Annotated in this window: 24 protein-coding genes and 1 riboswitch; of the genes, 5 read left to right on the top strand and 19 right to left on the bottom strand. The window is 68.1% G+C overall.

Features of this window, described 5'->3' with window-relative positions; translation table 11 throughout:
• Positions 1 to 32 precede the first annotated feature (32 nt).
• Complete coding sequence (gene rpsO, locus ASF60_RS12955) at positions 33 to 302, bottom strand: 30S ribosomal protein S15 (protein WP_056185264.1); 270 nt, start codon at positions 300 to 302, stop codon at positions 33 to 35.
• A gap of 218 nt (positions 303 to 520) precedes the next feature.
• Positions 521 to 1591, bottom strand: a complete 1071-nt coding sequence (locus ASF60_RS12950; protein WP_056185262.1) for a threonine aldolase family protein — start codon at positions 1589 to 1591, stop codon at positions 521 to 523.
• 64 nt (positions 1592 to 1655) lie between these two features.
• Positions 1656 to 1768, bottom strand: a riboswitch (SAM-I-IV-variant riboswitch).
• A gap of 114 nt (positions 1769 to 1882) precedes the next feature.
• Here ASF60_RS12950 and ASF60_RS12945 point away from each other — a divergent pair.
• Complete coding sequence (locus tag ASF60_RS12945) at positions 1883 to 3358, top strand: amino acid permease (RefSeq protein WP_056185260.1); 1476 nt, start codon at positions 1883 to 1885, stop codon at positions 3356 to 3358.
• 191 nt (positions 3359 to 3549) lie between these two features.
• Here ASF60_RS12945 and ASF60_RS12940 read toward each other — a convergent pair whose 3' ends face one another.
• The 3 genes from ASF60_RS12940 to xth all read right to left on the bottom strand — a co-directional run bounded on the left by ASF60_RS12940 (position 3550) and on the right by xth (position 6500).
• A complete protein-coding gene (locus ASF60_RS12940; RefSeq protein WP_244478415.1) occupies positions 3550 to 4257 on the bottom strand; it encodes a class I SAM-dependent methyltransferase in 708 nt (235 codons plus the stop codon).
• Entirely contained in the window at positions 4254 to 5501 is a 1248-nt protein-coding gene (locus ASF60_RS12935) for a DUF3419 family protein (RefSeq protein WP_056185257.1), read from the bottom strand. The genes ASF60_RS12940 and ASF60_RS12935 overlap by 4 nt, the downstream gene beginning before the upstream one ends.
• 189 nt (positions 5502 to 5690) lie before the next feature.
• Complete coding sequence (gene xth, locus ASF60_RS12930; protein WP_056185254.1) at positions 5691 to 6500, bottom strand: exodeoxyribonuclease III; 810 nt, start codon at positions 6498 to 6500, stop codon at positions 5691 to 5693.
• A gap of 164 nt (positions 6501 to 6664) precedes the next feature.
• Between xth and ASF60_RS12925 the strand changes: the two genes are divergently transcribed.
• Positions 6665 to 7417: a lysophospholipid acyltransferase family protein gene (locus ASF60_RS12925; RefSeq protein WP_056185252.1), complete on the top strand. Its 753-nt coding sequence runs from the start codon at positions 6665 to 6667 to the stop codon at positions 7415 to 7417.
• Between the two features lie 16 nt (positions 7418 to 7433).
• Here the strand turns inward: ASF60_RS12925 and tatC are convergent, their stop codons facing one another.
• The 6 genes from tatC to argS all read right to left on the bottom strand — a co-directional run bounded on the left by tatC (position 7434) and on the right by argS (position 13956).
• Positions 7434 to 8234: a twin-arginine translocase subunit TatC gene (gene tatC / locus ASF60_RS12920; RefSeq protein ID WP_056185248.1), complete on the bottom strand. Its 801-nt coding sequence runs from the start codon at positions 8232 to 8234 to the stop codon at positions 7434 to 7436.
• Positions 8231 to 8833: a Sec-independent protein translocase protein TatB gene (gene tatB, locus ASF60_RS12915; RefSeq protein ID WP_056185245.1), complete on the bottom strand. Its 603-nt coding sequence runs from the start codon at positions 8831 to 8833 to the stop codon at positions 8231 to 8233. Before tatB ends, tatC begins: the two co-directional genes overlap by 4 nt.
• Positions 8834 to 8948: 115 nt before the next feature.
• Complete coding sequence (locus tag ASF60_RS12910; protein ID WP_056185242.1) at positions 8949 to 9206, bottom strand: twin-arginine translocase TatA/TatE family subunit; 258 nt, start codon at positions 9204 to 9206, stop codon at positions 8949 to 8951.
• Between the two features lie 196 nt (positions 9207 to 9402).
• On the bottom strand, positions 9403 to 10410 hold the full coding sequence (nagZ, locus tag ASF60_RS12905; RefSeq protein ID WP_056185239.1) for a beta-N-acetylhexosaminidase: 1008 nt from the start codon (positions 10408 to 10410) through the stop codon (positions 9403 to 9405).
• A 234-nt stretch (positions 10411 to 10644) separates the two neighbouring features.
• Positions 10645 to 12177 carry an SPOR domain-containing protein gene (locus tag ASF60_RS12900; protein WP_056185237.1) on the bottom strand — a complete coding sequence of 511 codons (1533 nt, stop codon included), beginning with the start codon at positions 12175 to 12177 and terminating at the stop codon, positions 10645 to 10647.
• 30 nt (positions 12178 to 12207) lie between these two features.
• Positions 12208 to 13956 (bottom strand): arginine--tRNA ligase, encoded by a 1749-nt coding sequence (argS, locus tag ASF60_RS12895; protein ID WP_056185235.1) that lies wholly within the window; start codon positions 13954 to 13956, stop codon positions 12208 to 12210.
• Between the two features lie 355 nt (positions 13957 to 14311).
• On the opposite strand from argS, the gene ASF60_RS12890 reads away from it, so the two are divergent.
• Positions 14312 to 14938 carry a transglutaminase-like cysteine peptidase gene (locus ASF60_RS12890; RefSeq protein ID WP_056185232.1) on the top strand — a complete coding sequence of 209 codons (627 nt, stop codon included), beginning with the start codon at positions 14312 to 14314 and terminating at the stop codon, positions 14936 to 14938.
• Between the two features lie 252 nt (positions 14939 to 15190).
• Positions 15191 to 15877, top strand: a complete 687-nt coding sequence (locus ASF60_RS12885) for a transglutaminase-like cysteine peptidase (RefSeq protein WP_056185228.1) — start codon at positions 15191 to 15193, stop codon at positions 15875 to 15877.
• 128 nt (positions 15878 to 16005) lie between these two features.
• Here the strand turns inward: ASF60_RS12885 and ASF60_RS12880 are convergent, their stop codons facing one another.
• The 8 genes from ASF60_RS12880 to ASF60_RS12845 form a co-directional block, all read right to left on the bottom strand.
• Positions 16006 to 16335, bottom strand: coding sequence for a DUF6949 family protein (locus ASF60_RS12880; protein WP_056185226.1), 330 nt, complete (start codon positions 16333 to 16335; stop codon positions 16006 to 16008).
• A 144-nt stretch (positions 16336 to 16479) separates the two neighbouring features.
• The gene (locus ASF60_RS12875; RefSeq protein ID WP_282103770.1) at positions 16480 to 16710 is read right to left on the bottom strand and encodes a DUF3126 family protein; all 231 of its coding nucleotides are present in this window, start codon (positions 16708 to 16710) and stop codon (positions 16480 to 16482) included.
• Positions 16711 to 16852: 142 nt separating this feature from the next.
• Entirely contained in the window at positions 16853 to 17710 is an 858-nt protein-coding gene (gene cysE / locus ASF60_RS12870; RefSeq protein WP_056185342.1) for a serine O-acetyltransferase, read from the bottom strand.
• Positions 17711 to 17949: 239 nt separating this feature from the next.
• Positions 17950 to 18861 (bottom strand): helix-turn-helix transcriptional regulator, encoded by a 912-nt coding sequence (locus ASF60_RS12865; protein ID WP_274533555.1) that lies wholly within the window; start codon positions 18859 to 18861, stop codon positions 17950 to 17952.
• A 417-nt stretch (positions 18862 to 19278) separates the two neighbouring features.
• Complete coding sequence (locus tag ASF60_RS12860) at positions 19279 to 20181, bottom strand: lytic transglycosylase domain-containing protein (protein WP_056185221.1); 903 nt, start codon at positions 20179 to 20181, stop codon at positions 19279 to 19281.
• A gap of 213 nt (positions 20182 to 20394) precedes the next feature.
• Entirely contained in the window at positions 20395 to 21240 is an 846-nt protein-coding gene (locus ASF60_RS12855) for a Cof-type HAD-IIB family hydrolase (RefSeq protein ID WP_056185219.1), read from the bottom strand.
• 21 nt (positions 21241 to 21261) lie between these two features.
• The gene (locus tag ASF60_RS12850) at positions 21262 to 21816 is read right to left on the bottom strand and encodes a gluconokinase (protein WP_056185216.1); all 555 of its coding nucleotides are present in this window, start codon (positions 21814 to 21816) and stop codon (positions 21262 to 21264) included.
• An 88-nt stretch (positions 21817 to 21904) separates the two neighbouring features.
• A complete protein-coding gene (locus ASF60_RS12845; protein ID WP_056185213.1) occupies positions 21905 to 23185 on the bottom strand; it encodes a hypothetical protein in 1281 nt (426 codons plus the stop codon).
• A gap of 240 nt (positions 23186 to 23425) precedes the next feature.
• Between ASF60_RS12845 and ASF60_RS12840 the strand changes: the two genes are divergently transcribed.
• A partial coding sequence (locus ASF60_RS12840) for a polysaccharide biosynthesis/export family protein (RefSeq protein ID WP_200940962.1) occupies positions 23426 to 24007 on the top strand: 582 nt, incomplete at its 3' end.

Here is a 24007-nt window from a genome sequence, read left to right as displayed (position 1 = left end):
GGGCCGGGCCCGGAACCGCGTGAGCGCCGTGTTTAGCGGCGGATGCCGAGACGCTCGATGAGGCTGCGGTAGCGGGCCTCGTCCTTGCGCTTGACGTAGTCGAGCAGCGAGCGGCGCTGCGAAACCATCTTCAGGAGGCCGCGGCGGGAATGGTTGTCCTTGCTGTGGGTCTTGAAGTGGCCGGTGAGGTTGGTGATCCGCTCGGTGAGGATCGCCACCTGGACCTCCGGAGAACCGGTGTCCTTGCCGCCGGTCGCGTATTCCTTGATCAGCGCGGTCTTGCGCTCTGCCGTGATCGACATCGCAGTGCCTTTCGGTACGGGTTTTCGGAAACGGGCGGCCCCGTCAGGAGAGCCGCGCCACGCTCGTGGAAGGCCGGTGCCGGGATGTCGTCCAGCACGGTCAGGCCCACAAGCAGCTTGTGCCCCGGCCCCGTTCACACGGGTCGGAGCGGCGCGGACCATACACGAAACCGGCTGTGACGCCAGCCCTCGGTCTGTTGGGATGAGAGATCGACCTCTCAGGCCGCCACGGCGACCGAGGTGCCCACGGCGCGGATGTCCGCCGCCAGGGTCGCGATCCGGGCGAGGTCCGAATCCCAGGCGAACATGAAGCGGGCGCCGCCGCCGATGAAGGTGTAGAAGCGCCAGCCCCGGGCGCGCAGAGCCTCGAGGTGCTCGGGCGCGGCGCGCAGGAACACCGCGTTGGCCTCCACCGGGAACATCAGGTCGAAGGCGGCCACATCCGCCACGGCCGAGGCGAGACGCTGTGCGCAGGCATTGGCGTGGCTCGCGTGGCGCAGCCAGGCGCCGTCCTCCAGGACCCCGACCCAGGGGGCGGAGAGGAAGCGCATCTTCGAGGCGAGCTGTCCCGCCTGCTTGCAGCGATAGCCGAAATCCTCCGCCAGTGCCGGGTCGAAGAACAGGATCGCCTCGCCCGCCGCCATGCCGTTCTTGGTGCCACCGAAGCAGAGGAGGTCGACGCCGGCCTTCCAGGTCATCTCGGCCGGGCTGCAGCCGAGGCTGGCACATGCATTGGCGAAGCGCGCCCCGTCCATGTGGAGGCGCAGGCCCAGATCCCGGCAGGTGGCGGCGATCTCACGGATCTCGGCGAGGCTGTAGAGCTGCCCCGTCTCGGTGGGCTGGGTGATCGTCACCACCCGGGGCTTGGGGAAATGGATATCCGAGCGTCCCGTGGCGACGCCCCGGATCAGGGCTGGGTCGAGCTTGCCGTCGGGGCTCGCCACCACGAGGAGCTTCGAGCCGTTGGAGAAGAACTCGGGCGCCCCGCACTCGTCGGTCTCGACATGGGCCGAGGCCGAGCAGATGACGCTGTGATAGGATTGACAGAGCGAAGCGAGCGCCAGCGCGTTGGCGGCCGTGCCGTTGAAGGCGAAGAACACCTCCGTGGACTCCGTCTCGAACAGGGTCCGGAACGCGTCGGCCGCCCGCTTCGTCCACGGATCCTCGCCATAGGCCGGGACTGAGCCTTGGTTGGCTGCTGCCATCGCTGCCCAGGCCTCCGGGCAGATGCCGGCGTAGTTGTCGCTCGCAAATTGCTGCGGCTTGGGGGGATAGGTTTCCGTCAACATGGTTCGCTCTCGTCTGGCCCGGTGCGCATCAGGAGCGCGTCGACCGGCCGAGACAGCGATATGGCGAAGCCCGTTTGGTTGCCGGTCCGGCCACATCCCCGCCGTTCGCCGGAGGGTGCCACCTTGCCCGGGAGGGCAGGTTGGCGTCAGGGATCGCCCTGACTCTTGATGCTGTGTTGAAGGCTACCAGAGGCGCCCGGCTCTGACAACACGGCTAGGTTGCCGCCGAACGCGATGGCGCGAAATTTGCCGCGATGGCGCGCGTTCCACCGCCATGTGACAATCTGACCGATGACGGGCAACAGTCTCACCGCACGCAAATCCGTCTCCGACATCCTGGCCTCGTCCGACGAGGGCGGCGAGCCGTCGTCCCTGCCGCGTTCCCTGTCCGCCTGCGACCTCGTGGCCCTTGGCGTCGGGGCGACCATCGGGGCGGGCATCTTCGTCCTCACCGGCACGGCGGCAGCAAACTATGCCGGCCCCGGCCTGACCCTGTCCTTCGTGCTGGGCGGTGTCGCCTGCGGGTTCGTCGCCCTCTGCTACGCCGAACTCGCCGCGATGGTGCCGGCCTCGGGCAGCACCTACACCTACACTTCTGCAACCCTGGGCGAGGCCTGCGCCTGGATCATCGGCTGGGACTTGGTCCTCGAATACGCCATGAGCGCCGCCACCGTGGCGGTGGGCTGGTCGGGGTATGTCCGCTCGCTGCTGAGTACGGCGGGCCTCCACCTGCCCCCTGCCCTCACGGCGGCCCCCTTCAGTCCCCTCCCCGGCAGTGCGACGGCGTGGTTCGACCTGCCGGCGGCCCTCCTTATTGGTCTGCTGACGCTGCTCCTGGTGCGCGGAAATCGCGGATCGACCCGGGTGAACGCCATGATGGTGGTGATCAAGATAATCATCATCCTGGCCTTCGTGGGCATCGGCGCGGCTCACGTCGACACGGGCCTGTGGTCGCCGCTGGTACCGGAGAACACCGGCACCTTCGGGGAGTTCGGGTGGAGCGGGGTCCTGCGGGGAGCCGGCGTGGTGTTCTTCGCCTTCATCGGCTTCGAGACGATCTCGACGGCGGCGGGCGAAACGCGGCAGCCGCAGCGCGACGCGCCAATCGGTCTCTTGGGGTCGCTGGCGATCAGCACGGTACTCTACGTGGCGGTGGCGGCCGTGCTGACCGGCCTCGTGCCCTACAGAGCCCTCGACGTGCCCGATCCAATCGCCAAGGCCGTCGAGGTGATTGGGCTCGGCCCCTTCTCGGCGGCAATCAAGGTCGGGGCGATCCTAGGTCTGACGACATCGGCACTGGCCGCGCTCTACGGACAGGCCCGAATCTTCTACGCGATGGCGCGCGACGGTCTGCTGCCTCCGGCATTCGCACGGGTGCACCCGCGCTTCCGGACGCCCGCCACGAGCCAGATCACAATCGGCATCGTCACCGCCCTCGTGGCGGGGCTGGTGCCCATCGATCTTCTCGGCGAACTGGTGAGCATCGGAACGCTCTTCGCCTTCATCGTGATCTGTACGGCTGCGTTGGTTCTGCGTCGGACGGAGCCGGATCGACAGCGTCCCTTCCGGGTGCCGGGTATGCCGGTTGTGCCGGTGCTCGGCATCCTGTCCTGTCTCGGCCTGATGCTCGGTCTGCCGGGAGACACCTGGCTGCGTCTGGCCGTCTGGCTCGCCATCGGGCTGGCGATCTACTTCGGCTACGGCCGAAAGGTGGCACGGTTGCACCGCGCCGCTGGGCCGAGGCCTCGCGAGGCCTCGGCGGCCTGAACTCAGGAGTAGTGGCGCGGGCTCGGGCGGCCGGAGTACCGGCGACGCAGGTAGGAAACGAGCTTCGGGAGCAGGAAGGCGACGAGCAGCTTGCGCATGAGGAGCGATCTCCGGTTCCGGGGTGGGGCGGCCCGTAGGCCACCGCGTTGCAGAACCAATGCGGCGGCCGGCTCACGCGTTCCGAAGTTGGCTCACGCAATCGGCCGATGATCCGGGACGGGCGGCCCGCCACCACCAGCCGGGACGCCGCTGCCGGTCCGGCGAACGATCACCGCCTGCACGCAATAGCCCCCGAAGCGCTGGCGCACGCACGCTTCGGCACCTGTTCTCGCCGCTGCGTCCGCGACCACCTGCGGCAGGGTCGCGCGCGGCGTCACCGAGAAGGCCGCGAGCCAGCGGTTGAGGAGCGCCCGGGCCGGCCGCGGTAGGCCGGCCTGCCCACCAAAATCCACCACGTGGAGCTGCCCTTCGGGTGCGAGATGGCCGACGGCTTCCGCCAGGACCCGCTCCCAGGGCGGGATCATCGACAGGGCGTAGGAGATGAGGATCCGATCGTAAGCGTCCTGCCCGAACAGGGCCGTGGGGTCGAAAGCCGTGGCGTCTCCGCGCGCGAGGCTGATGCGCCCGTCGAGCCCGGCTCGCGCGACGCTGCGGGCGGCGGTGTCGAGCATCGCCGCCGAGACGTCGAGGCCGTGGCAGGCAGCGCCCGGATAGGTCTGGGCGATGCGGACGAGGTTGCGTCCGGTACCGCAGCCGATCTCCAGCACGGAGCCGCCTGCCGGCACGGCAAGTTCGGCGATCGTCTGGTCACGGCCCAGAAGATAGAACTTCCGGCTGGCGTCGTAGAGGTGGCGCTGGCGCCGGTACATCCGGTCCATCGCATGCGCGGCGTCGTTCATACGGCACGCAGGCGGTAGAGATGGAAGCCACCGTAGATCGCCGAGCGGTCGCGCGTCACGGCGGCTTGGCTCTCGGCCTCGGCGTAGTCCCAGGCGTTCAGGATTGCCTCCGGCACGCGGCCGGGCAGGCAGCGCTCGTCGGCCGCCGTCCGGAAGATCACCCGCGCCCCGGGCCGCGCGGTCCGGGTGATCTCGGTCCACAAAGCGGTCAGGTCGGCATCGCTCATCCAGTCCTGCGCGTCGAGCAGCACGTAGGCATCGGCGCTCTTGTCCGGGCTCCCGGCCAGGAACGCCGTCATCGATTGCTGGCGATAGCTCACCCGACCGGCCCGTGCCCGCAAGGTCTCGAAGTGGCGTGGCTGAAGATAGGGCGGCAGGGCTGCGTCGGAGCCCGGCGCGTAGCTCCGGCCGAAGGCCTGCCAGGCGAAGTAGTTCCGGTCGAGATCGAAGTCGCAGGCGAGGCGCTCCAGCCGGTGCCGCAGCACGTCGACCATGCCGCCCGGGCGGTCCTTGGCCAGCGCCGTATACTGGGCCGGCGGAATCCCGAGGCCGTAGAGGGAGGCCGGGCGCCGGATCAGCCAGCGCACGAGGCGCTTCTCGAACAGAGGGGCCACGTGTGCGGCGAACAGGGCGCGCTGTTCCTCCCGGTTGCGGGCCTTGAGGACGGCGGAGAGGTCGCAACCATAGAGGCGAGCCAGCCGGTGGCCGGTGCCGATGAAGCGCCCGAGCAGCCCGTGCCGGAAGATGTTCTCGGAGAAAGCCGCGATGCGTCGCCGCCCGTCGAGGCGTCGCGTCTCCCAGTAGGCGCGAGAGGCCGCGTCGAGGTGCGGGGCGATGTGCGCGTCGTAGGCGGCCACGTTGTCCGCAGTGTCGGCGCGCCCGAAGAAGCGCAGGTAGGTCTCCGAATCGGGGAATCGGGTCAATGCCGCGACCTTGAGGCGCCCCAGGGCGATATGCGCCCCGTTGAGGTCGACCGCGCTGATGCGCGCCAGATCGGCAGTGAGGTAGGACAGCACGTTGCAACTGCCCGACGCGATGGCGACCACGTGGTCCTGTGGCGTCAGGGCCAGGGCCTCCATGTCGACCGCAGGGTCCTCCCAGATCTGCGGATAGACCAATCCGCTGAAGGCCAGGGTGAACAGCCGCTCGGCGAAGCCGGCGCGGGACAGCGCTCGGCTGCGGTGAACGGCCTGGGTCAGGCCGAGGCTGGTTTCGCGGCGGACCGCCCGTGCTGCGGAGTTCATGCGGGCTCTCGGGCTGTCCATCAAGGATGATGGACGCCGCCCCTACGCTGCGCGCATGACCGGGCGGTGACACGCCAACGGATGATCGCGATCGACGGCGAACCATTCCGGCGAATGTTGTCTCGCAGAAACGCCCGATCCGAGGACGGGACGCCGGCCGGTGGATGCGCAAGCCGATGGGCTGCCCGCTTACAGGTGAAGGGTCAGTGTCACCGGCGCATGATCGGAGGGACGCTCCCAGCCCCGGACATGGCGCGCCACCGTCAGGTCGCGGACCGTCCCGGCCAGGTCGGGGGAGACCCAGGCATGGTCGAGGCGCCGGCCCTTGTCGGCCGCCGCCCAGTCGGGGGAGCGATAGCTCCACCACGTATAGATCTTCGTCGGCTCCGGAACGAGCAGGCGGGCGGTGTCGATCCAGCCAGCTTCTCCCCGCAGGGTCTCCAGCCGCTCGGTCTCGATGGGGGTGTGGCTCACCACATCGAGGAGCTGTCTGTGGGACCAGACATCGTGCTCCAGCGGGGCCACGTTCAGATCCCCCACCAGGATCGCCGGGCCGCTGCCCCGCCGGCCACCCCAGGCGCGCAAGGCGTCCAGAAAATCGAGCTTGTGCGCGAATTTCGGGTTGAGGGCGCGGTCCGGCACGTCGCCCCCGGCCGGCACGTAGAAATCGTGCAGCACGATCCCTGCCGCCTTCCCGGCCTCCGGCCCCAGCATGGCCGAGATGTGGCGCGCATCCTGGCGCTCGCAGAAGGCCATGACGTCACGGGCGACGAGCGGGAAGCGCGACAGGATCGCGACGCCGTTATAGCCCTTCTGACCGGCGAACACGACGTGTTCGTAGCCCGACCCGCGCAGGGCCTTCAGCGGAAACGCGTCGTCCGGGCACTTTGTCTCCTGCAGGCAGAGCACGTCCGGCTGCGCCTCCGCCAGGAAGCGCAGAACCGAATCGATGCGCAGCCGCACCGAGTTGATGTTCCAGGAGGTGACGGTCAGGCGCACGGCGTTCGGCTCGCGTGAAACTGGAAAGTGTTTAAAGGATCGTCCGCGCGACGGCGGCGGGCCGGCATAGACCGGATCGCCGCCGCCGTCGCCGGGGAAATGCCGCGCCAGAGGCTCATGATCCGCGAGGGATCGCGCGTCGGGCGAGATCGAGGGATTGTCACGTGTCGCGCATCCGTTCCGCGCTTTTCAATGCCTACTGGGCCGGCTGGACCGCCCTGTTCATCCTGCCGCTGGCGGTGCTTGCCCTTCTGGGCGCACCGGCACGGCCCATCCGCGCCTTCACCCGCCTGTGGTCGCGCGGGATCCTATTTGGCCTCGCCCGCATCATCGGGCTGACCTACGTCGAGGAAGGCCGCAGCCGCATCCCGGCCGAGCCCTGCCTCATCGTGGCCAACCATCAGTCCGCCTGGGAGACCCTGGCCTTCCTCGTTCTGGTGCCGAACGTTGCCATCGTGGCCAAGCGCGAACTGGTGGCCATCCCCATCGTCGGCTGGTTCCTGCGTCGCTCGCCGATGATCATCATCGACCGGGCCAACGGCACCCAGGCCCTCCGGGTGATGATCGACGAGAGTCGCGCGGCGATCGCGCAAGGACGTTCGGTGCTGATGTTTCCCGAGGGCACCCGCGGCGGCATCGACGAACCCGTCCAGTTCAAGCGCGGCGTCGAACTGCTCTACGCCAAGCTGGGGCTCAGTGTGCTGCCGGTGGCGGTGAATTCCGGTCTGTTCTGGCCTCACGGCGGCGCCCGCCATAGCCCTGGGACCGTGACGGTGAGCTACCTGGCTCCCCTGCCCCCCGGCCTGACCGGCGCCGAGTTCATGCGTGGCACGCAAGGGGCGATCGATGCCGAGCTGAACCGCTGGCGGACATCGGGGGCCTCGGCGATGACGATGGCGAGCGCCGAGGCCTCGTAAGGCGCGGGCGAATGCCCTAGGGCTCCAGGCCCTCGGCCTTGCGCCGGGCGGTGCGACGGCGCTCGACGCGGGCCACAGAGAAGATCGAGGCCTCGTAAAGCAGCAGCATGGGGATCGCCAGGGAGAGCTGCGAGATCACGTCCGGCGGCGTCAGGATGGCGGCGGCCACGAAGACGAGGACGATGGCGTAACGGCGCTTTTCGCGCAGGAACGCCGTGTCGATCACGCCGATCTGCCCGAGCAGGGTCAGGATTACCGGCAGCTGGAACGCGATGCCGAAGGCGAAGATCAGCGTCATGATGAGCGAGAGGTACTCGTCCACCTTCGGCAGGAGGGCGATCGTCGCCTCGCCCGGCTGCCCGATCTGCTGCAGCGAAACCGAGAATTGGATCAGCAGCGGCATCGCCAGGAAGAACACCACCAGTGCGCCGAGGATGAAGAACACCGGCGTCGCCACGAGGTAGGGCAGGAAGGCCTGACGCTCGTTGCGGTATAGGCCCGGGGCCACGAAGGCGTAGACCTGGGTGGCGATCACCGGGAAGGCCAGGAAGCCGGCCCCGAAGACGCTGAGCTTGATGTTGGTGAAGACCTGCTCGAGGAAGTGCGTCGCGATAAGCTTGGCGTTCTCGACACCGACCACCGAGACGTAGGGGTAGACGAGAATATTGTAGATGTGCCGCGAAAAGAAAAAGCACCCGAAGAACATCACCACGAAGGCGGCCAGCGACTTGATCAGCCGCGACCTTAGTTCGATGAGGTGGTCGAGGAGCGGGGCCCGCGAGGCTTCGATCTCGGCGTCGTCGGTCTCGTTGATCATCTGCCGGAATCAAGCTGCGGTTTGGCCGGCGTCTCTGGTCGAGAAGGCTCGGTGGGAGGCGGATCGGCGGGTGTGATGGAGGGCGTGGTGGAACTTAGCGGGTCGGCGGTCCAGGCATGGGTCGAGGTCTGCGTCGAGGCTGGGGCCTCCTTGGCCATCGAGGCAGGCCGCGGTGGCAGGTCCGGGAGCGATTCCACCGGACCGACCTCGTGCGGGACAGGGGCCTGGATGCTGTTCTCGCGCTCGGCCAGTTGATCCGCCACGTTGGCGAGCCCCTGCGTAGGCGAGGACGTCACCTTCGTCTCGGTCCGGCCGTCGACCGCACCCTTCAGTTCGTCGCGGATGGTCTGGACGGGGTTGAAGGTCGGCCCCATCGTGCTGGCGGACTTCTTGACGCCGTCCACCTCGCGACGGATCTCGTCGAACTCCGCCTCGCGAATCGCCTCGTTGAACTGCGACTGAAACTCTCCGGCCATGCGCCGCATCTTGCCCGTGATCTGACCGACCGTGCGCAGGGCCTTGGGCAGATCCTTCGGGCCGATGACGATGAGGGCGACGCCGCCGATCAGCATCACCTCGCCCCAACTCATGTCCAACATGGTGTCGACTGTCCCGCGGCCGTGCGCTGCCCATCAACGGCGCGCTGCCCATCGCAGGTCGTGGCGCGTTCCGCCAGACCTTTGATCGGCCGCAGCGCCCTCTTCGTGTCGGGCGTCAGACGACCTTGCGATCGGCCGCCACCGTATTGGCGGTCGCCGGCTCGCCCTGATGCGGCAGCGTACGCACCGGCTCGCCCGCGCTCGGCGGCGGAACCGCTGTGGTGGTCGGCGTCTCGTCCTCGGCCATGCCCTTCTTGAAGGCCTTGATACCCTTGGCGACGTCGCCCATCAGGTCCGAGATCTTGCCGCGGCCGAACAGCAGCATCACGATGCCGGCGACGATGATCCAGTGCCAGATACTCATGCTGCCCATGGCAACCTCCCGCGCCGCAGCCTGAACGCTGCGCGTCGCCGTCTCGTGTGTCGATTGAGGGCGAACCTAAGGATCGGGCACCCGGAGCACAAGAAGTGCGGGTGACTCTCGGTCCGTTCCGATCGCCGCATCGCGGGCATGCAAGATCTCGGCCCGCATCCGGTGCATAGACCAGACATCGGGGGAAGTCTCGTGATCAGGCTGCCAGCGCCAGGGCCGCCTCGAAGCGGGCGCGGGCCTCATGCACGTCGAACGCGTCGGTGCTGGCTGGGAGGCGGGCCAGGGCCGCATCCGCCCGGCGCAGGGCTTCGCCGGCCAGGAGCGGGGCGCCCTCGGCAACGCCGCGCATCTCGTCCGGGTCGCCGTTGCAGTGCAGCCCGACGTCGATCCCGGCGGCAAAGCACGCTTCCGTGCGGGCCCGGAAACTGCCTTGGAGCGCCTGCATCGACAGGTCGTCCGTCATCAGCAGGCCGTCGAAGCCGATGGCTCCGCGGATGATGTCGCGGATCACGATGGCGGATTGCGTCGCCGGATGGGTGGCGTCGAGGGCCGTCAGGACCACGTGGGCGCTCATCGCCATGGGCAGATCGGCGAGTGCCCGGAACGGCACGAAATCCTGCGCGCTCAAGGTGGCGAGATCCGCTTCCACCACGGGAAGGCCCTTGTGGCTGTCGCAGCCCGCGCGGCCGTGACCGGGAATGTGCTTCATCACCGGCAGGACGCCGCCCTGCATCAGGCCCTCGGCCACGGCCCGGCCGATCTCGGCCACGCGCTCGGGGGCGGTGTCGTAGGCGCGATCGCCGATCACATCGTGGGCGCCGGCCACCGGCACGTCGAGCACGGGGGCGCAATCGACATTGATGCCGACGCTGGCCAGATCGTGCGCCATGAGTCGGGCGCCGAGATGCGCGATGGTTGCGGCGGAGCCGTTGAGCCCGCCAAAGCGCCGTCCGGCCGGATAGGCCGGCCAGTGCGGCGGCCCCATGCGCTGGACCCGGCCACCTTCCTGGTCGATCAGGATCGGTGCGTCGGCGCGTCCGACCGTGGCTCGCAGGGCGTCGGTGAGCGCCCGGACCTCCGCAGGCGAGCCGATGTTGCGCTTGAACAGGATGAAACCCCAGGGCGCCACGTCCCGGAAGAAGGCGGCCTCCTGAACCGAGAGAATCTTGCCGGTGCAACCGAGGATCAGGGCACGAGAGGTCATGATCGGGGACGCATCCTCGGTGGGTGAAGCCGGCACGGCGGCAAGCGAAGTTGGCGACGAATCAGCACCGGGGCGATCGGTTCACGATGGCGCCGGACAGCATCGAACGGAACGGGGTGTGGCCCCGGGAGGATGGGCGCGTGTCGCGAGGGCCACAGGGCGGTTACAGTTGCGAGCCGACCGGGCCGGGCGTCAGACTCTGCGCCCGGCTCTCGACCGATCCGGTGCCAGACCTCAGTTCTTGGCCACGAAGCACTGGCCGCCGGCGCCCTGGAGCTGCGTGCAGAGGGTTGTCGCCTCGGTCTTGCCGAGAGGCCCGACGCGGACGCGGTAGATCGTCTTGCCGTTGACCTCGGCCTGGCGGATCAGCGCGGGCTGACCGGAGAGCTGGCTGTACTTGCCCTGCATCTGGCGGAAGGCGGCCTGAGCCTCGCTCTCAGTGGTGCGTACGCCGAGCTGGACGGTATAGCCGCCGCCCGAGACCGGTGCCGTCGCCGCGACGGGCGGCGGGGCCGCGATGGCGGAGGTGGCTTCCGGCGTGACGGCGGCGACGCGCTGCGGTGCCTTGGCGCGAAGGGCAGGCGCCGGGGCTGCGGCTTGCGCCGATGCAGGCTCGGACGGTGTCGCGGCGGGTGCCTCGGCCACCGGCGGCGGAAGTCGCGTCGCGCGCTGGCGCAGGGACGGGCTTGCAGCACCGCCGTCGCTGGTTGCACCCGGCAGGGTCATGGTCGGGATCACCGATTGCGGCGCCGACGTTTCTGCGGCTGCTTCACGCTGCGGCGGCGGCGGTGGCGTGTCCGGCTTGACCGAGACGGTGCGTACCCGGCGAGGTTCGCCGAGAGAGTCGGAGAGGCCGCTCTGCTGCACTGGCGGTTGCACCGTCGGCGCTGCGCTGCCCGGCGTCGCTCCACCCTCGCCGGACCCCAGGGCCGAGCGGGCGGCCTGGGCCACGTCGAGGGGCTGCTCTTCCCGGTTGACGATCCGGATCTGGCCGTCCTTGGCGGTGCGCTCGTAGATCTGCTTGTTCTGATCCGGAATCTCGACGCCATCGGCCTTCTGCGGCGCGATCTTCAAGGGCGCAGTATCGGCCAGGATGGTCGGAACGCTTCCTCCGTTGCCGGAGCTGCCGTGCAGGCCGCGCCAGGCCAGGGCCCCGGTGACGCAGAGGGCAAGAACGCTGAGACCGGCACCGACGGAGACGAGGCGGCTGCGCTTGCGCGGCCGCTCCAGGGGGCGGACCCGTTCGTCGGCGTCGTTGGGAGCAAATTCGGCCGCGTTCGCGTCCGGATACGATCCCTGTGGGTTCGCATAGCCGCCGTGATCGACGGAGGCGAGATACTGGTCGAAGGCGTCTGTCGGTGAGGCCTGCGCCGCGACCGGGTAGGCCGGTTGCGAAGAGGGGAGCTGTGATGAGGAGGCCTGTGATGCCCGGACCTCAGAGGCGTGCCCCTGAGAGAGGTGCCCTTGAGAGATTTGGACAGGCGCAGTCTGGGGCCGCACCGGGCGCTCGACGAAGCTCGGCTCGATGCGGCCACGGGCGGCCGCAGCATCGGCCCGGGAGTCCCGGGCCTGCAGCAGAGCCCGGAACGGATCGTCCTGGCCAACGATGCGCGCAAGTTCCGCCAGTGGATCGGGCTTGGCCGCCTGATTCTGGGCCGGCGGCTGGCCTTGCGCAGCGGCCTGCGGCTGAGCCGATTCCTGAGGCTGCTGCAGATCCCGCGCAAAGGCGTCGAAATCGACCGTCGCCCGCGAAGCGTTCGTCGTCATGGCAGCATCCCTCTTCACGCCGAGATCACCTCACCGCATTTCGTCCGGCGCGGTGACGCCCAACACCGCGAGGCTGGAAGCAACAACGCCCCGCAACGCCTCAACGAGGGCCAATCGAGCCCGTGTGGAGTTTCGGTCGTCAGGATTAATAAACCGTAATTGCGGCAAGTCTTTGCCTTTGTTCCATAAACCGTGCAGCGACGAGGCGAGTTCGTAGAGGTAGAACGCCACGCGATGCGGTTCATGGGCCCCGGCCGCCGCCTCGATGACGCGCGGGTATTGTGCGATCAGACGCATGATCTCGACTTCGCCCGGATCGGTGAGGCGGGAGAGGTCGGCCTCCCCCAGCAGCCCGGCTCGTGAGAAATCTTCGCCCGGCATCGCCTGCGCGGCCTGGCGGAACACCGAGACGCAGCGCGCATGGGCGTACTGCACGTAGAAGACCGGGTTCTCCTTCGACTGCTCGACGACTTTGGCGAGGTCGAAATCGAGGGTGGCGTCGTTCTTCCGATACAGCATCATGAAGCGCACCGGGTCGCGGCCGACCTCGTCGACCACCTCCCGCAGGGTGATGAACTCGCCGGCCCGCTTCGACATCTTCACGGGCTCGCCCGCGCGCAGCAGGCGCACCAGCTGGCACAGCTTCACGTCGAGCGTGGCACGGCCGTCGCTCACCGCCTTCACGGCCGCCTGCATGCGCTTGACGTATCCGCCGTGGTCGGCGCCGAGCACGTCGATGAGGTCGGTGGCGCCGCGGGCGATCTTGGTGCGGTGATAGGCGATGTCGGAGGCGAAGTAGGTGAAGGAGCCGTCCGACTTCAGCAGGGGCCGGTCGACGTCGTCGCCGAAATCCACCGTGCGGAACAGGGTCTGCTCGCGATCCTCCCAATCCTCAGGCAACTGACCCTTGGGCGGCGGCAGGCGGCCCTCGTAGACGAGACCCTTGGCCCGCAGCTCCGCCAGAAGGACGGGCACCTCCTCTTTGAGGGTGGCCTCGGAGAAGAACACGTCATGGTGGATGCCGAGCCGGGCGAGGTCGGCACGGATCAGCTCCATCATCGCCGCGATGGCGAAAGCCCGCACTGTGGGCAGCCATTCGGCTTCGGACTGGTCGAGGAGGGCGCGTCCGTGCGTTTCGGCGAGCTTGGCCCCCACCGGCACGAGGTAGTCGCCCGGATAGAGTCCCTCCGGGACCGGGCCGACCGGCTCGCCCAGCGCCTCGCGGTAGCGCAGGAAGGCGGAGCGGGCGAGCACGTCCACCTGCGCCCCGGCATCGTTGATGTAATATTCGCGCGTCACGTCACGGCCGGCCGCCACCAGGAGGTTGGCCAGCGCGTCGCCGAACACCGCGCCACGTCCATGGCCGACATGCATCGGGCCGGTGGGGTTGGCCGAGACGTACTCGATGTTGACCTTGCCGCCCGGCATGGTGCCGCGCCCGTAGGCCTCGTTCTCCGTGAGGGCCGCCCGGACGACATCGTGGAAGGTGTCCGGGGCCAGCCGTAGGTTGATGAAGCCGGGGCCGGCGACTGTCGCCTCCGTGACATCAGGGTCGGACCGCAGGGCGAGCGCCAGAGTTTCGCCGAGCGCCTTCGGATTGGTCTTCGCCTCCTTGGCCAGCACCAGGGCGGCGTTGGTGGCGAGGTCCCCGTGACTCGCGTCGCGCGGCGGTTCCACCACCACGCGCGACAGGTCCAGGCCCTCGGGCAGGTGCCCCGACTGGATGAGGCCCTGCACGGCCGCGCGGACGCGGACCTCGAAGGTGGCGAAGATATTCATGGCGACGTTCGGATCCGCTTCAGGGGCTCGGAGCCTGGTTCCGGCCCCGCGAGGCGCATGCATGCCCCGCTGGGGCTTAAGGCCCGCTTGCTTGAGGGTCGGGGCATAGCAAGGGCATCACCGGGTGTCACGGCGCGGCTGCCCCGCAGGCTGCGCGACAGTGCTGGGTCCGGTTACGGTTACGGATCCCTTGGGGCGAACGCGGTGTTTCACGGTATCGCCGATACGGTGCGTTCGGCCTGATACGCGAGCGCCGCGTTTGCGGCCGCGAATCGATAAAATTGCACGCATCCACTTCAGCGCCGGACAGGTCCCGGGGCGGCACCATGGCGGTGTTGGACTTGAGGGCGGCGCCATGGGCAGGACGAAGACGATCGCGCTGGCACTTCTCGTGGCTTTCGCCGCGACGACGGTGAGTGCCGCCGGTGCCCAGACCCTGGCTGCGCTGCCTGCCCCCTCCCCCTCTGCCCAGACCCTGAGCGCGGCCAAGCCCCTCGCGGCCTGGGCCGCCTTCTGCCAGCGCTACGCCTCCGAATGCGCGATCGACGCGAACGAGCCGAACCGCATCAGTCTCACTCCAGCCACCTGGGCCACCATCGCCGCGGTGAACCGCCGGGTGAACAAGTCTCTGCAGGCCGTGACCGACATGGAGCACTGGGGTGTGCAGGACCGCTGGGATCTCGCCGAGGATGGCGCGGGCGATTGTGAGGACTATCAGCTCCTCAAGCGCAAGCTCCTGGCCGAGGCAGGCCTGCCGCGCCGGGCCATGCGGATGACCGTGGTCATCGATGAGAAGGGCGAAGGGCATGCCGTGCTGGCTCTGGTCACCGATCGCGGCGATTTCATCCTCGACAACAAGACCAGCGAGATCCTGGCCTGGCATCGGACCGGCTACGTCTTCATCAAGCGCGAGTCAGCCGATGCGGTGGCATGGGTTTCGCTTGGCGGGGTGACCTCGCCCGTCACGACGGCGAACCGCTGAGATCTGGGCTTTCCGATGTGAAGTCCATGATCCAAGATCGGACCTGCGATCCAAGATCGTGGAAAGATGGCTGCATCGGCGAAGGCCCAGTGGAGGCCACCCGAGCCTGCCGATGTCATGCCGAGTCCTTGCCGGATTGTACGGAACCAACCCAGAAGCATCCGTGTTAACTCGGGTTTAACTTTTCGATTGAGGCCGGCTCGTTCCCGTGCAAACCTTGTCGCTCCACCAGGGGATGGCGGGGCGACCGGCATGCGGCACGCGATACTGCGAAGCGTCGAGGGACAGCCGCAAGAGCGCTGTGGCGTCGTGTGGCGACGCCTTGCCCGCACGGTGCAGTTCGGTCTCGTCGGCACCATCCTGCTGCTCGGTGGCGCCAGCACCGAAGCCCAGACCGTCGCGGCCCTGCCTGATGCCTCTGCCCTCGAAGAGGGCGCTCCCGCCCGACCCGTCGCGGCCTGGACCGCTCTCTGCGGTCGGATGCCTAGCGAGTGCGCCGTCGACACGACGCAACCGACCACCATCACCATGACGCCGCGCATTCGCGATCTGCTCAACCGGGTCAATCGGCGGGTGAACGCCCGAATTAAGCCGATCACCGACCTCGCCCATTGGGGTGTGGTCGACCGCTGGGACTATCCAGATGACGGTTTCGGCGATTGCGAGGATTATCAGCTTCTCAAGCGGCGGATGCTGGTGGAGCGCGGGCTGCCGCGTCGGGCCCTGCGGATGACCGTGGTGATCGATGAGATCGGCGAGGGGCACGCGGTCCTCATGGTCCGGACGGATCGGGGCGACTTGATCCTCGACAACAAGACCAATGCGGTCCTGTCCGGCCCGCGCACCGGTTACACCTTCATCAAGCGCGAGGGCCAGGATGGCCTTGCCTGGGTCACCCTGAACGGCGGCGCGTCGCCTGTGGCTACCGCCAACCGCTGACGGCGCGGCCTCAGCGCTCGACGCAAAAAAGGCCGCTCGCGCGAGCGGCTTTTTTTGTTGAGAAGACCTGTGTTTACTCGAAAATCCTGAGAGCTCGGATGAAGGACCGCTTCCGGGATGTCTGGCGATCAGACGCCGGCGATCAGGTGGGCGAGATCGAGGGCGATGCGGCCTGACATCAGGCTCCAGCCGCAGGCGATCATCGTGGCGATCATCACGAAGGGAATCGGCCGGCGTTCCAGACGACGGCCCCGCACGGTGTTGCGCAGAATGATGAAGGGGGCACCAAAGGCCAGCATCGGCAGGGCTGCCACGGCCGTGACGCCGCCGCGCTCGAGCAGACTGAAGCTCGCGCGGCGCTCGGTGAAGAGTTCGAACGCGCTGGCGAGCAGGCCCGACAGGGCGAGTCCGACGCAGAGGGTCTGAAGAGATTCGAGGGCTGAGGGACTCAGGGTCATGACGCGAACGCTCCACCATCGAGAGGCGATGTAGCGCGCATTGTGCCGTGTCGTTTACGAAACGTTAAGGGTTTCCTGCCGTCAGGGTTAAATCCACTCACAGGCTGGTGTGCCCCGAAGCGCCCGCCGGCAGGAATGCAGGCCTCAATCCTCGAGGTCGATGTCGAGGATCGCCATGGCGAAGTTGAACGAGCGGTCCCCGTCCTCGTCGTCCACCGAGACCACGCCCAGGAACTCCTCGCCGATATAGACCTCGGCCGAATCATCTTTCTTCGGACGGGGAACGAGGCGGATGTTGGTGTTGGCGAAGGTCCGGCGGAGGTAATCCTGCACCTTCACAATGTCGGTCTTGTTCACGCTGGTCGCCTCTCGCATTGAGATTTCGGGAATCCGGGCGGTGTGACGGCGCGCGGCGGCCTGCAAGACCAGCCGGTCGCGGCCTTCGGCCGGGCTGGCCCCCGCTTGCCATGCCGCCGGGGGATGGGCAAGCCGCCGCAATCGCCGGCCGGCTTTGCCGTCAGATGCCGTCCGCCATGTGGATGAACTGGTCCATGGCGACGAGCTGGTCCATGGCCCGGGAGGGTTCGGCGCAACCGGCGGTGCCGACCACGCGAGCGGGGACACCGACCACGGTGGTGTTGGCGGGCACTGCGCGAAGCACCACCGAGCCGGCGGCGATCCGGGCGCAGGCACCCACCTCGATGTTGCCCAGAATCTTGGCGCCCGCGCCGATCATCACGCCATGACGGATCTTGGGGTGACGATCGCTGCCCTGCTTGCCGGTCCCGCCGAGGGTGACGGCGTGCAGGATCGAGACGTCGTCCTCGATCACTGCCGTGGAGCCCACCACGAGGCCTGTGGCGTGGTCGAGGAAGATGCCACGGCCGATCCGGGCCTGCGGGTGGATGTCGGTCTGGAACACCTCCGAGGACCGGCTCTGGAGATAGAGCGCAAGGTCGCGCCGGCCGGCCGTCCAGTACCAGTGAGCCAGGCGATGGGCCTGGATGGCGTGGAAACCCTTGAAGTACAGGACCGGCTCGATCGCGCGGCTGGTGGCCGGGTCCCGATCCAGCACGGCTGCGATGTCGGCGCGAAAATCCTGGCCGAGGCTCGGCTCGGCGGTGATCGCCTCGAAGAAGCCGTGGGCGATGAGCTCGGCCGGCAGGGAGGCGTGCCCGAGCCGCGCCGCGACGCGGTGCGCCACCGCGCCTTCCAGCGAGGTGTGGTTGAGGACGGTCGCCACGATGAACGAAGCGAGTTGCGGCGCCTCGCGAACGATCGCTTCGGCCTCGCCGCGCAGGCGCGCCCAGATCGGATCGCAGACAGCGAGCGGCTCGGTGCCCCTCTGGGGGATGGGTGATGGGCTGGCGGACATCGGGTCCTCCTCTGGACCGGTCTCGTCGAGGCGGATCGGAGCGCACCGCGCGCCGGCTTTCGCGAGTTGGCGCTGCATGGCCGGCAGACCGTGCTCCCGTTCCAGGCGCTCCGGGAACGTTTTTGCAGTCATCCGTGGGGCCGGCAGACGAAACCGGCCTCTGACAAGCTCATCCTAGCTTGGGATGCCCGGCACAGCCGATCAAGTCCACCCGCTTTCTCATAGCAGGAGGCGACTCGTCAGGCGCTGCGCCGGTGATCCAGATTGCCGAACCGGGCCTCGATCGCTTCGGCGAGGCGATCCACCATCACGTCGACGGGCACATCGGAGGTGTCCACCACGGATGAAGCGCGGGCATAGAGGGGCTCGCGGCTGGCCAGCACGGCGCGCAGTTCCTGCATCGCCGAGGGATGGTCACCGGTGGTGGTGAGCTCGCCCTGGTCGCGCACCCGCTGCATGTGCTCCTCCGGGCGCGCCCTCAGCCAGATGGTGAAGAAGGCCTGGAGCAGCAGATCGTAGGTCAGAGGTTCGGCGACGATGCCGCCGCTGGTCGCGAGGACGAGGGGGCCGGGGTGCTCGGTGAGCCTGCGCAAGGCGGCCTGCTCGAGTCGGCGATAGCCCTCCTGCCCGTAGATCGCGAAGATTTCCTTCACCGAGAGCGCGTTCTCGCGCTCGATCTCGGCATTGAGTTCGACGAAGGTCCATCCCAGTCGATCGGCGACCCGGCGGCCAAGGGTCGACTTGCCCGCCCCCCGGAGACCGATCACGGCGACGCGTGGCTGCGGCGAGTCGCCGCTGGACGAAGATTGGCCCGACAGGATGCCCTTGGCGAGAGCGATCTGCTCGGGCGAAGCATTGCCCAGAAGGTCGCGGATCACGTGCCAGTCCGGCAGCGTCTCCTGCCCGGCGATCAGGTCGTCGAGGCGTACGCCCATCGCGTTGGCGACCCGGCGCAGCAGAATGATCGAGACGTTGCCCTGGCCGCTCTCCAACTGAGCGATGTAGCGCTCCGACAGCCCGGAGGTCTGAGAGAGAAGCTTGCGCGACAGGCCACGCACCGTCCGGGCATGACGAACCCGCCGGCCCAGGTCGGCCAGGAAGGTCGATTCTTGTTCTACCGCCCCGGCCATGCCGTCGTCCGCTTCCTCGATTCGCGCTTCGGACCTTCATCCGAGCGCAGATTGCCACAACACGATGTTGATTTCGAAACGCTTATCCGCGGATCGGGAACGATCACGCGCCAAACGGGCGCTTTGAAGACATCAACCCCAACAACCGGATGCGTGTCTCCCGTGGAGCGATCCTGGGATGCCGATCGGATCCGACCAAGCTAACCGACCCGCGCCACTTTGCATTGCACCATGTGAGGCGAGCCGTGCTCCGGCGCAAGCGGTCAGCGGTCAAGGAGCCGTTGGAAACGTCGATAATCCGCCCGGGAACCACTCAGCGGAAGCGCACCCTGTCCAGATGGGCGCAAGGCCGGGACGGGAAGGGATCGGCCAGTCTCGGAGAGACCGAGACGCGGACCGAACCAAAAAAGGCCCAACAGGGAGGCCCGGCGGGACGACTTACTGTGCGGCGACCGGCAGCGCCGAGGCCTCGAGCACCGTTCCGGCCACGGGTACCTTCTTGGCCACCACGACTGTCCGGCCGACCGAAGCCAGGGCGAGCGCCGAGGGGCGACGAGGCGGCAGCGGCACCTCGATGGCCTCGCTGAAGGCGGCCTCCACCTGTGCTCCAGCCTGGGTCATCCCCGGCGCGATGCCGGGATGAGGGCTGATGGCAGCGGCGGGGCTTGCGGAGGAGATGGACGGGGCGGCTTCGGCTGGTGCGAGGGCGGCGACATCGAGCCCGGCGAGTGAGGCCGGACGGCGCGGCGGCAGCGGTACCTCGACGAGGTCGGTCGGAATCCCGTTCGCGATTGGGCTCGGCGCATAGGCCAATGCGGTGTTGGCAGCGATGATGGCCGGTTTGTCGGCGCGCGCGAAGGCGTTTCCGAAGGCCTCGCCGGATTTCGGCGCCTCGACCTCGTCGGGAACGTTGGTCTCGATCCCGAGGCGCTTAGCGGCGTAATAGTACCCGCGATTGTAGAAGCCGTAGGCGCGGGCGATATCGCCCTTGGCGGCGCGGTAGGCGCCGGCCAGATAGGCGATGCCGTAGCGCAGGTTCACCCGGGGGTCGAACAGGCCGGCCGCGTCGCCCTGGTATCCGAGCCCGCGCGCGGTGGCGTGCTTGATCTGCATGAGGCCGAGAGCGCTGCCGCCCTTGGCGTTCGGATTGTAGTTGCTCTCGCGCTTCACCACCTGATGGACGAAGCTGGATGGGAGCCCCTGGGCCTTGGCCTGCTCCTCGATCAGCGCATCGATGTTGTCGCGGGCGACCGACCCCTGCGCAGCCGCCTCGCCGGGCGCGAAGAGCCGGCACGGCATGGCGACCGCGACGACGGCGAGGATCAGGAAGCGCTGGTTCATACGGAGACCCGGATGTCCTTTTTCTTGGACGGTCAGGGTCCGGGCCAATTGAGGCCGGAAAGCGGCTTCGAAGGGGTGAGCGTAGCCGTTTCCCCATGTGCTGTGGCGCACGCGACACAGGCTCACGCTCGGTTGACTGAGTGTGTCCGAAGTGATTCTCCAATGTTGCCAATGATCTCGTGGATCTGCTCGGTCGTTGGCTTGCGTTTGAGGTCAGCACGGCAAAATAAAATCGGCGATCGCCTTTGCGAAGCCGTCGGCGTCGTTGGTGGCCGTCACGGCACTGGCCGCGGCTTGGACCGAAGGCGATGCGTTGCCCATCGCCACCGAAAATCCGCTGCGCCTGAACATCGGCACATCATTGCCGGCATCCCCCAGGGTCGCGATCCGGGTTGGATCGAGGCCGAGATGGCGGCTCATGGCCTCGACGAAGGCTGCCTTGCCGGAACCCGGCGGGGTTACGTCGAGGTAGTAGGCCTGCGAGCGGTGGACCTCGGCGCGTCCGGCCAGCGCCTTGGCGATCTCGGTCTCGCAGGCCTCCAGGTGGGCCGCGTCCGCGCTGACGCCGACGATCTTGGCGGCGTGGTCGAGGAGGGGCACGAGATCCGCGACCACGTTCGGCTCGGTCCGGAGTGTTCGGCGCTCGAGGTCCGTGTACGGGCCGTACGGGTTGGTGAGGTTCCAGGCCCCGTGCGCGAACACCCAGGTGTCGAGGCCGGCCGCCGCGAAACGTCGTGCCGCGTCCTGGGCTGCCTCAGCGGGGATCAGCGTTTCCGACAGGATCGTCAGGTCGGGAGCGACCAGGGTGCTACCGTTGAAGGCCCCCATCGGCAGGGTCAGGCCGAGCTCCGCCACCAGGGATCGCAACCCCACCGGTGGCCGGCTCGACGCGATGGTGAAGCCGATGCCCGCGGCTGTCAGCCGGCGCAGGGCCGCGCGGGTCGCCGGTGTCAGGCGCTTGTCGGAGGTGACGAGCGTGCCGTCCACATCCGAGATGACCAGGGCGATCGCGGCGGGAGGCGCGTCGACAGAGGAGGGCGCGTCGGGGGAAGCAGGCATGGCAAGGCTCGGGTTGAGATTTCAGGAGGACTGACCGCCCTCCCCCAAGTCCAGACGGGCCAGGATCGTTGCCACGATGGCCTCGGGGGCCGCGTCGATGCCGACCGCCGTCGCGTTCTCCTCCGGTCCCGGCGGCTCCAGGATCGCGAACTGGGTATCGAGGAGGGCCGGCGGCATGAAGTGCCCCTGCCGTTGCGCGAGACGCCGTTCGATCAGGGCTCGATCGCCCTCCAGATAAACGATCCGCACCTCGTCGCGACCGCGAACAAGGATGTCGCGATAGGCGCGCCGCAGGGCCGAGCAGACTACGATTCCGGGTGTACGCTGTTGTATCCGGGTATCGATCCAGGCCCCGATCGCGGCGAGCCAGGGGGCGCGGTCATCGTCGTCGAGGGGGTGGCCGGCCCGCATCTTGGCCACGTGCTCGGGGCTGTGGAAACCGTCGCCATCGACGAAGGCCCAGCCGAGGCGCTCGGCGAGGCGGGCTGCCACCGTGCTCTTGCCCGAGCCGGAGACGCCCATCACCATCAGGATTTTGGGACGTCGGGTCTGTGGCGGAGCCTGATGAGACGCCATCGCGTATCCTTACTGTCCTGACGAAACCGCCTCTTAGCAGGCTCTGGCGCGATTGCGCGGGTCGGGTGTGGGCTGCTTTCGCGGTGCGTCAGGACGCAATCGCGACGGGGCAGAGCCCGGGCTGGACCGGGCTCAGCACGCGCTCGCGCAGGCGCTGCGGGCCGAGCGTCATGGCGAAGAAGTCGTAATAGCCGCGCTGGTCGTTGGCGAGCAGGAACTGGAAGTGCATTCGGAACGGGCGCCATCGCACCTTCCGGTAGGTTTCGGCGCTGATGATCTCGCGGAATCGCGCAGACCGCACCAGCGGATTGGTTGCGAGGCGACCACGTAGGTCGAGATCGAGATGAATCACCGGATTGAAGCCCGGAAAGTTCATCCAGTCCTGGGGTGCCTGGAAGTCGGCCCAGACCAGGCGCTGCGAGGTGACGAGACTCGTGATCTCATCGCGCAGGCGCTGGGCCCTGCGCTGCATTGCCACGAGAGGGAGTCCGGAGCCGAGGGTCACGAGGGCCAGTGTCGTGGACCCCGTGCCAAGGCGCCCGTTGCGGGCGAGGACCCTGGCCGCAACCTCGACGGCGGTCATGGCTCCCGAGGAATGGCCGAGGATCAGGATTTCGTCGGGCTCGTCCCCTGCTACCAACCCGGCGCAGCGCGCCAGGACATGGTCGGTGAACGCGTCCAGGCGCTGCTCGTAATCCGGTCTCCAGCCCTGGCCATGCTGCCAGTTGAAGACCCAGTCGTTCAGGAGCTGCCAGAAGTAGATCCGGTTGAGGAACGCTTCCATCGCCTTGATCCACGCGAGGGCGATGAGAAGCCCCGCCGGCATGGTGATCCAGAGCGGCCATCCGAGGCTGTGTCCGAAGGCCGTCCCCAGATGGGCATGCACGAAGGTCGCGATGGCAAGCGTGCACAAAGCGAGGATGAGAACCATCACCAGGGGATAGAGAATGACGTTCCCGTATTTCCAGTTCAGGCGGTAGAACCGGATCATCAGACCGGATGCAAGGGTCTGGAGCGTGCCCATCAGCAGGAGGGCGACGCTGAGGGGGCGCCGCCGCCCGAAGTCCGTCCGGACGAGATCGTCCCAGATCAGCACGTCGTAGGTGGTCTCAGCCCCCTGTGTCTCGGGCTGCGCCGCCACCCGCCAGCTCTGCACCGTCCCGTCCGCACTGAGGGTTGCGCGCGAGATCGCGCGCTTGGGCTCGGCGAAGCGCTTGGTGTAACGTGCCAGTTCCCGGACGAACAGCATCCTGTAGCGGCTGCTGCCCTCCGGGTCGTATCCCGGGACATAGAAGATATGTCGTCGCTTGACCGGCCCTGCGACCGCATCCGCTAGGCCTGGAGGCGTATAGTCAAACGGCGATGCCATAGCGTCCGATGGGCCAGGAATTCAGGTTTCGCAAATCGATCCTGCGCCTTGAGGTGAGAACGTATATTGCCCTGTCCTTTCAAATGTTACTCGTTGCACGATTTGTTTGGGATAGGCGTGGGTAGCGGGGATGAGAGGCTGGGTCCGGGCGCTCGCCGTTGGACTGTGACCCCTCCGCCACGGACAGAACCTCGGCGATGGTCTAGGCAGCCTGTGAGAGAAACCGACAGGCGATCCTGCATGCGCGCACTGCCTCTGGCCCTCTGCACCGCCCTGGGCACTGCCCTGGCGGTGTCGGGCTGCTCGTCGATGCTACCGGCCGCCGGTCCGACGACGGGTGCGGTGGTGGACGGGGCCGACATCGCCACGAGCGAGGGGACCTTCGCGCGCTACGAGATCGTCGACCTGTCGGCGGCCACCATCGAGGCCCTGCGCGGACGCGCCCTCGACAGCCTGCTGGCCTCGTTCGGCGACCGGCGCCCCTCCCTCGAACCCGTGATCGGGGTCGGCGACTACGTGGCCGTGTCGGTGTGGGAAGCGGGTTCGGGCGGCCTGTTCTCCGGGCCCCTGGTGGCCGACCGCTTCTCGGCCGGTTCCAAGTCGGCCCTCATCCCCGAGCAGGTGGTGCCGCGCGACGGGGCCATCAGCGTGCCCTATGCCGGGCGCATCCAGGTGGCCGGGCGCCGGCCCCAGGACGTGCAGGCCTTGATCGAGACCGAACTCGCCGGCAAGGCGATCCAGCCCCAGGTGCTGGTCTCGGTGACCAAGGCGGTGTCGCAGACCGTGACGGTGACGGGCGAGGTCGTGGCCGGCGCCCGCGTG

Origin of the sequence: Methylobacterium sp. Leaf113 (genome assembly GCF_001423325.1) — a bacterium.
Taxonomy (GTDB): Bacteria; Pseudomonadota; Alphaproteobacteria; order Rhizobiales; family Beijerinckiaceae; genus Methylobacterium.
This window is presented reverse-complemented; position numbering and strand designations above follow the sequence as displayed.

Bases quoted from the DNA above. Each gene is read 5' to 3' on its own strand.
- ASF60_RS12880 (WP_056185226.1), bottom strand. From the start codon at position 16,335: ATGACCCTGAGTCCCTCAGCCCTCGAATCTCTTCAGACCCTCTGCGTC.
- ASF60_RS12890 (WP_056185232.1), top strand. From the start codon at position 14,312: ATGGGCAGGACGAAGACGATCGCGCTGGCACTTCTCGTGGCTTTCGCC.
- ASF60_RS12845 (WP_056185213.1), bottom strand. From the start codon at position 23,185: ATGGCATCGCCGTTTGACTATACGCCTCCAGGCCTAGCGGATGCGGTC.
- nagZ (WP_056185239.1), bottom strand. From the start codon at position 10,410: ATGACCTCTCGTGCCCTGATCCTCGGTTGCACCGGCAAGATTCTCTCG.
- tatC (WP_056185248.1), bottom strand. From the start codon at position 8,234: ATGATCAACGAGACCGACGACGCCGAGATCGAAGCCTCGCGGGCCCCG.
- ASF60_RS12900 (WP_056185237.1), bottom strand. From the start codon at position 12,177: ATGACGACGAACGCTTCGCGGGCGACGGTCGATTTCGACGCCTTTGCG.
- ASF60_RS12950 (WP_056185262.1), bottom strand. From the start codon at position 1,591: ATGTTGACGGAAACCTATCCCCCCAAGCCGCAGCAATTTGCGAGCGAC.
- ASF60_RS12875 (WP_282103770.1), bottom strand. From the start codon at position 16,710: ATGCGAGAGGCGACCAGCGTGAACAAGACCGACATTGTGAAGGTGCAG.
- tatB (WP_056185245.1), bottom strand. From the start codon at position 8,833: ATGTTGGACATGAGTTGGGGCGAGGTGATGCTGATCGGCGGCGTCGCC.
- ASF60_RS12885 (WP_056185228.1), top strand. From the start codon at position 15,191: ATGCGGCACGCGATACTGCGAAGCGTCGAGGGACAGCCGCAAGAGCGC.
- ASF60_RS12860 (WP_056185221.1), bottom strand. From the start codon at position 20,181: ATGAACCAGCGCTTCCTGATCCTCGCCGTCGTCGCGGTCGCCATGCCG.
- argS (WP_056185235.1), bottom strand. From the start codon at position 13,956: ATGAATATCTTCGCCACCTTCGAGGTCCGCGTCCGCGCGGCCGTGCAG.
- cysE (WP_056185342.1), bottom strand. From the start codon at position 17,710: ATGTCCGCCAGCCCATCACCCATCCCCCAGAGGGGCACCGAGCCGCTC.
- ASF60_RS12945 (WP_056185260.1), top strand. From the start codon at position 1,883: ATGACGGGCAACAGTCTCACCGCACGCAAATCCGTCTCCGACATCCTG.
- ASF60_RS12855 (WP_056185219.1), bottom strand. From the start codon at position 21,240: ATGCCTGCTTCCCCCGACGCGCCCTCCTCTGTCGACGCGCCTCCCGCC.
- rpsO (WP_056185264.1), bottom strand. From the start codon at position 302: ATGTCGATCACGGCAGAGCGCAAGACCGCGCTGATCAAGGAATACGCG.
- ASF60_RS12940 (WP_244478415.1), bottom strand. From the start codon at position 4,257: ATGAACGACGCCGCGCATGCGATGGACCGGATGTACCGGCGCCAGCGC.
- ASF60_RS12935 (WP_056185257.1), bottom strand. From the start codon at position 5,501: ATGAACTCCGCAGCACGGGCGGTCCGCCGCGAAACCAGCCTCGGCCTG.
- ASF60_RS12910 (WP_056185242.1), bottom strand. From the start codon at position 9,206: ATGGGCAGCATGAGTATCTGGCACTGGATCATCGTCGCCGGCATCGTG.
- ASF60_RS12850 (WP_056185216.1), bottom strand. From the start codon at position 21,816: ATGGCGTCTCATCAGGCTCCGCCACAGACCCGACGTCCCAAAATCCTG.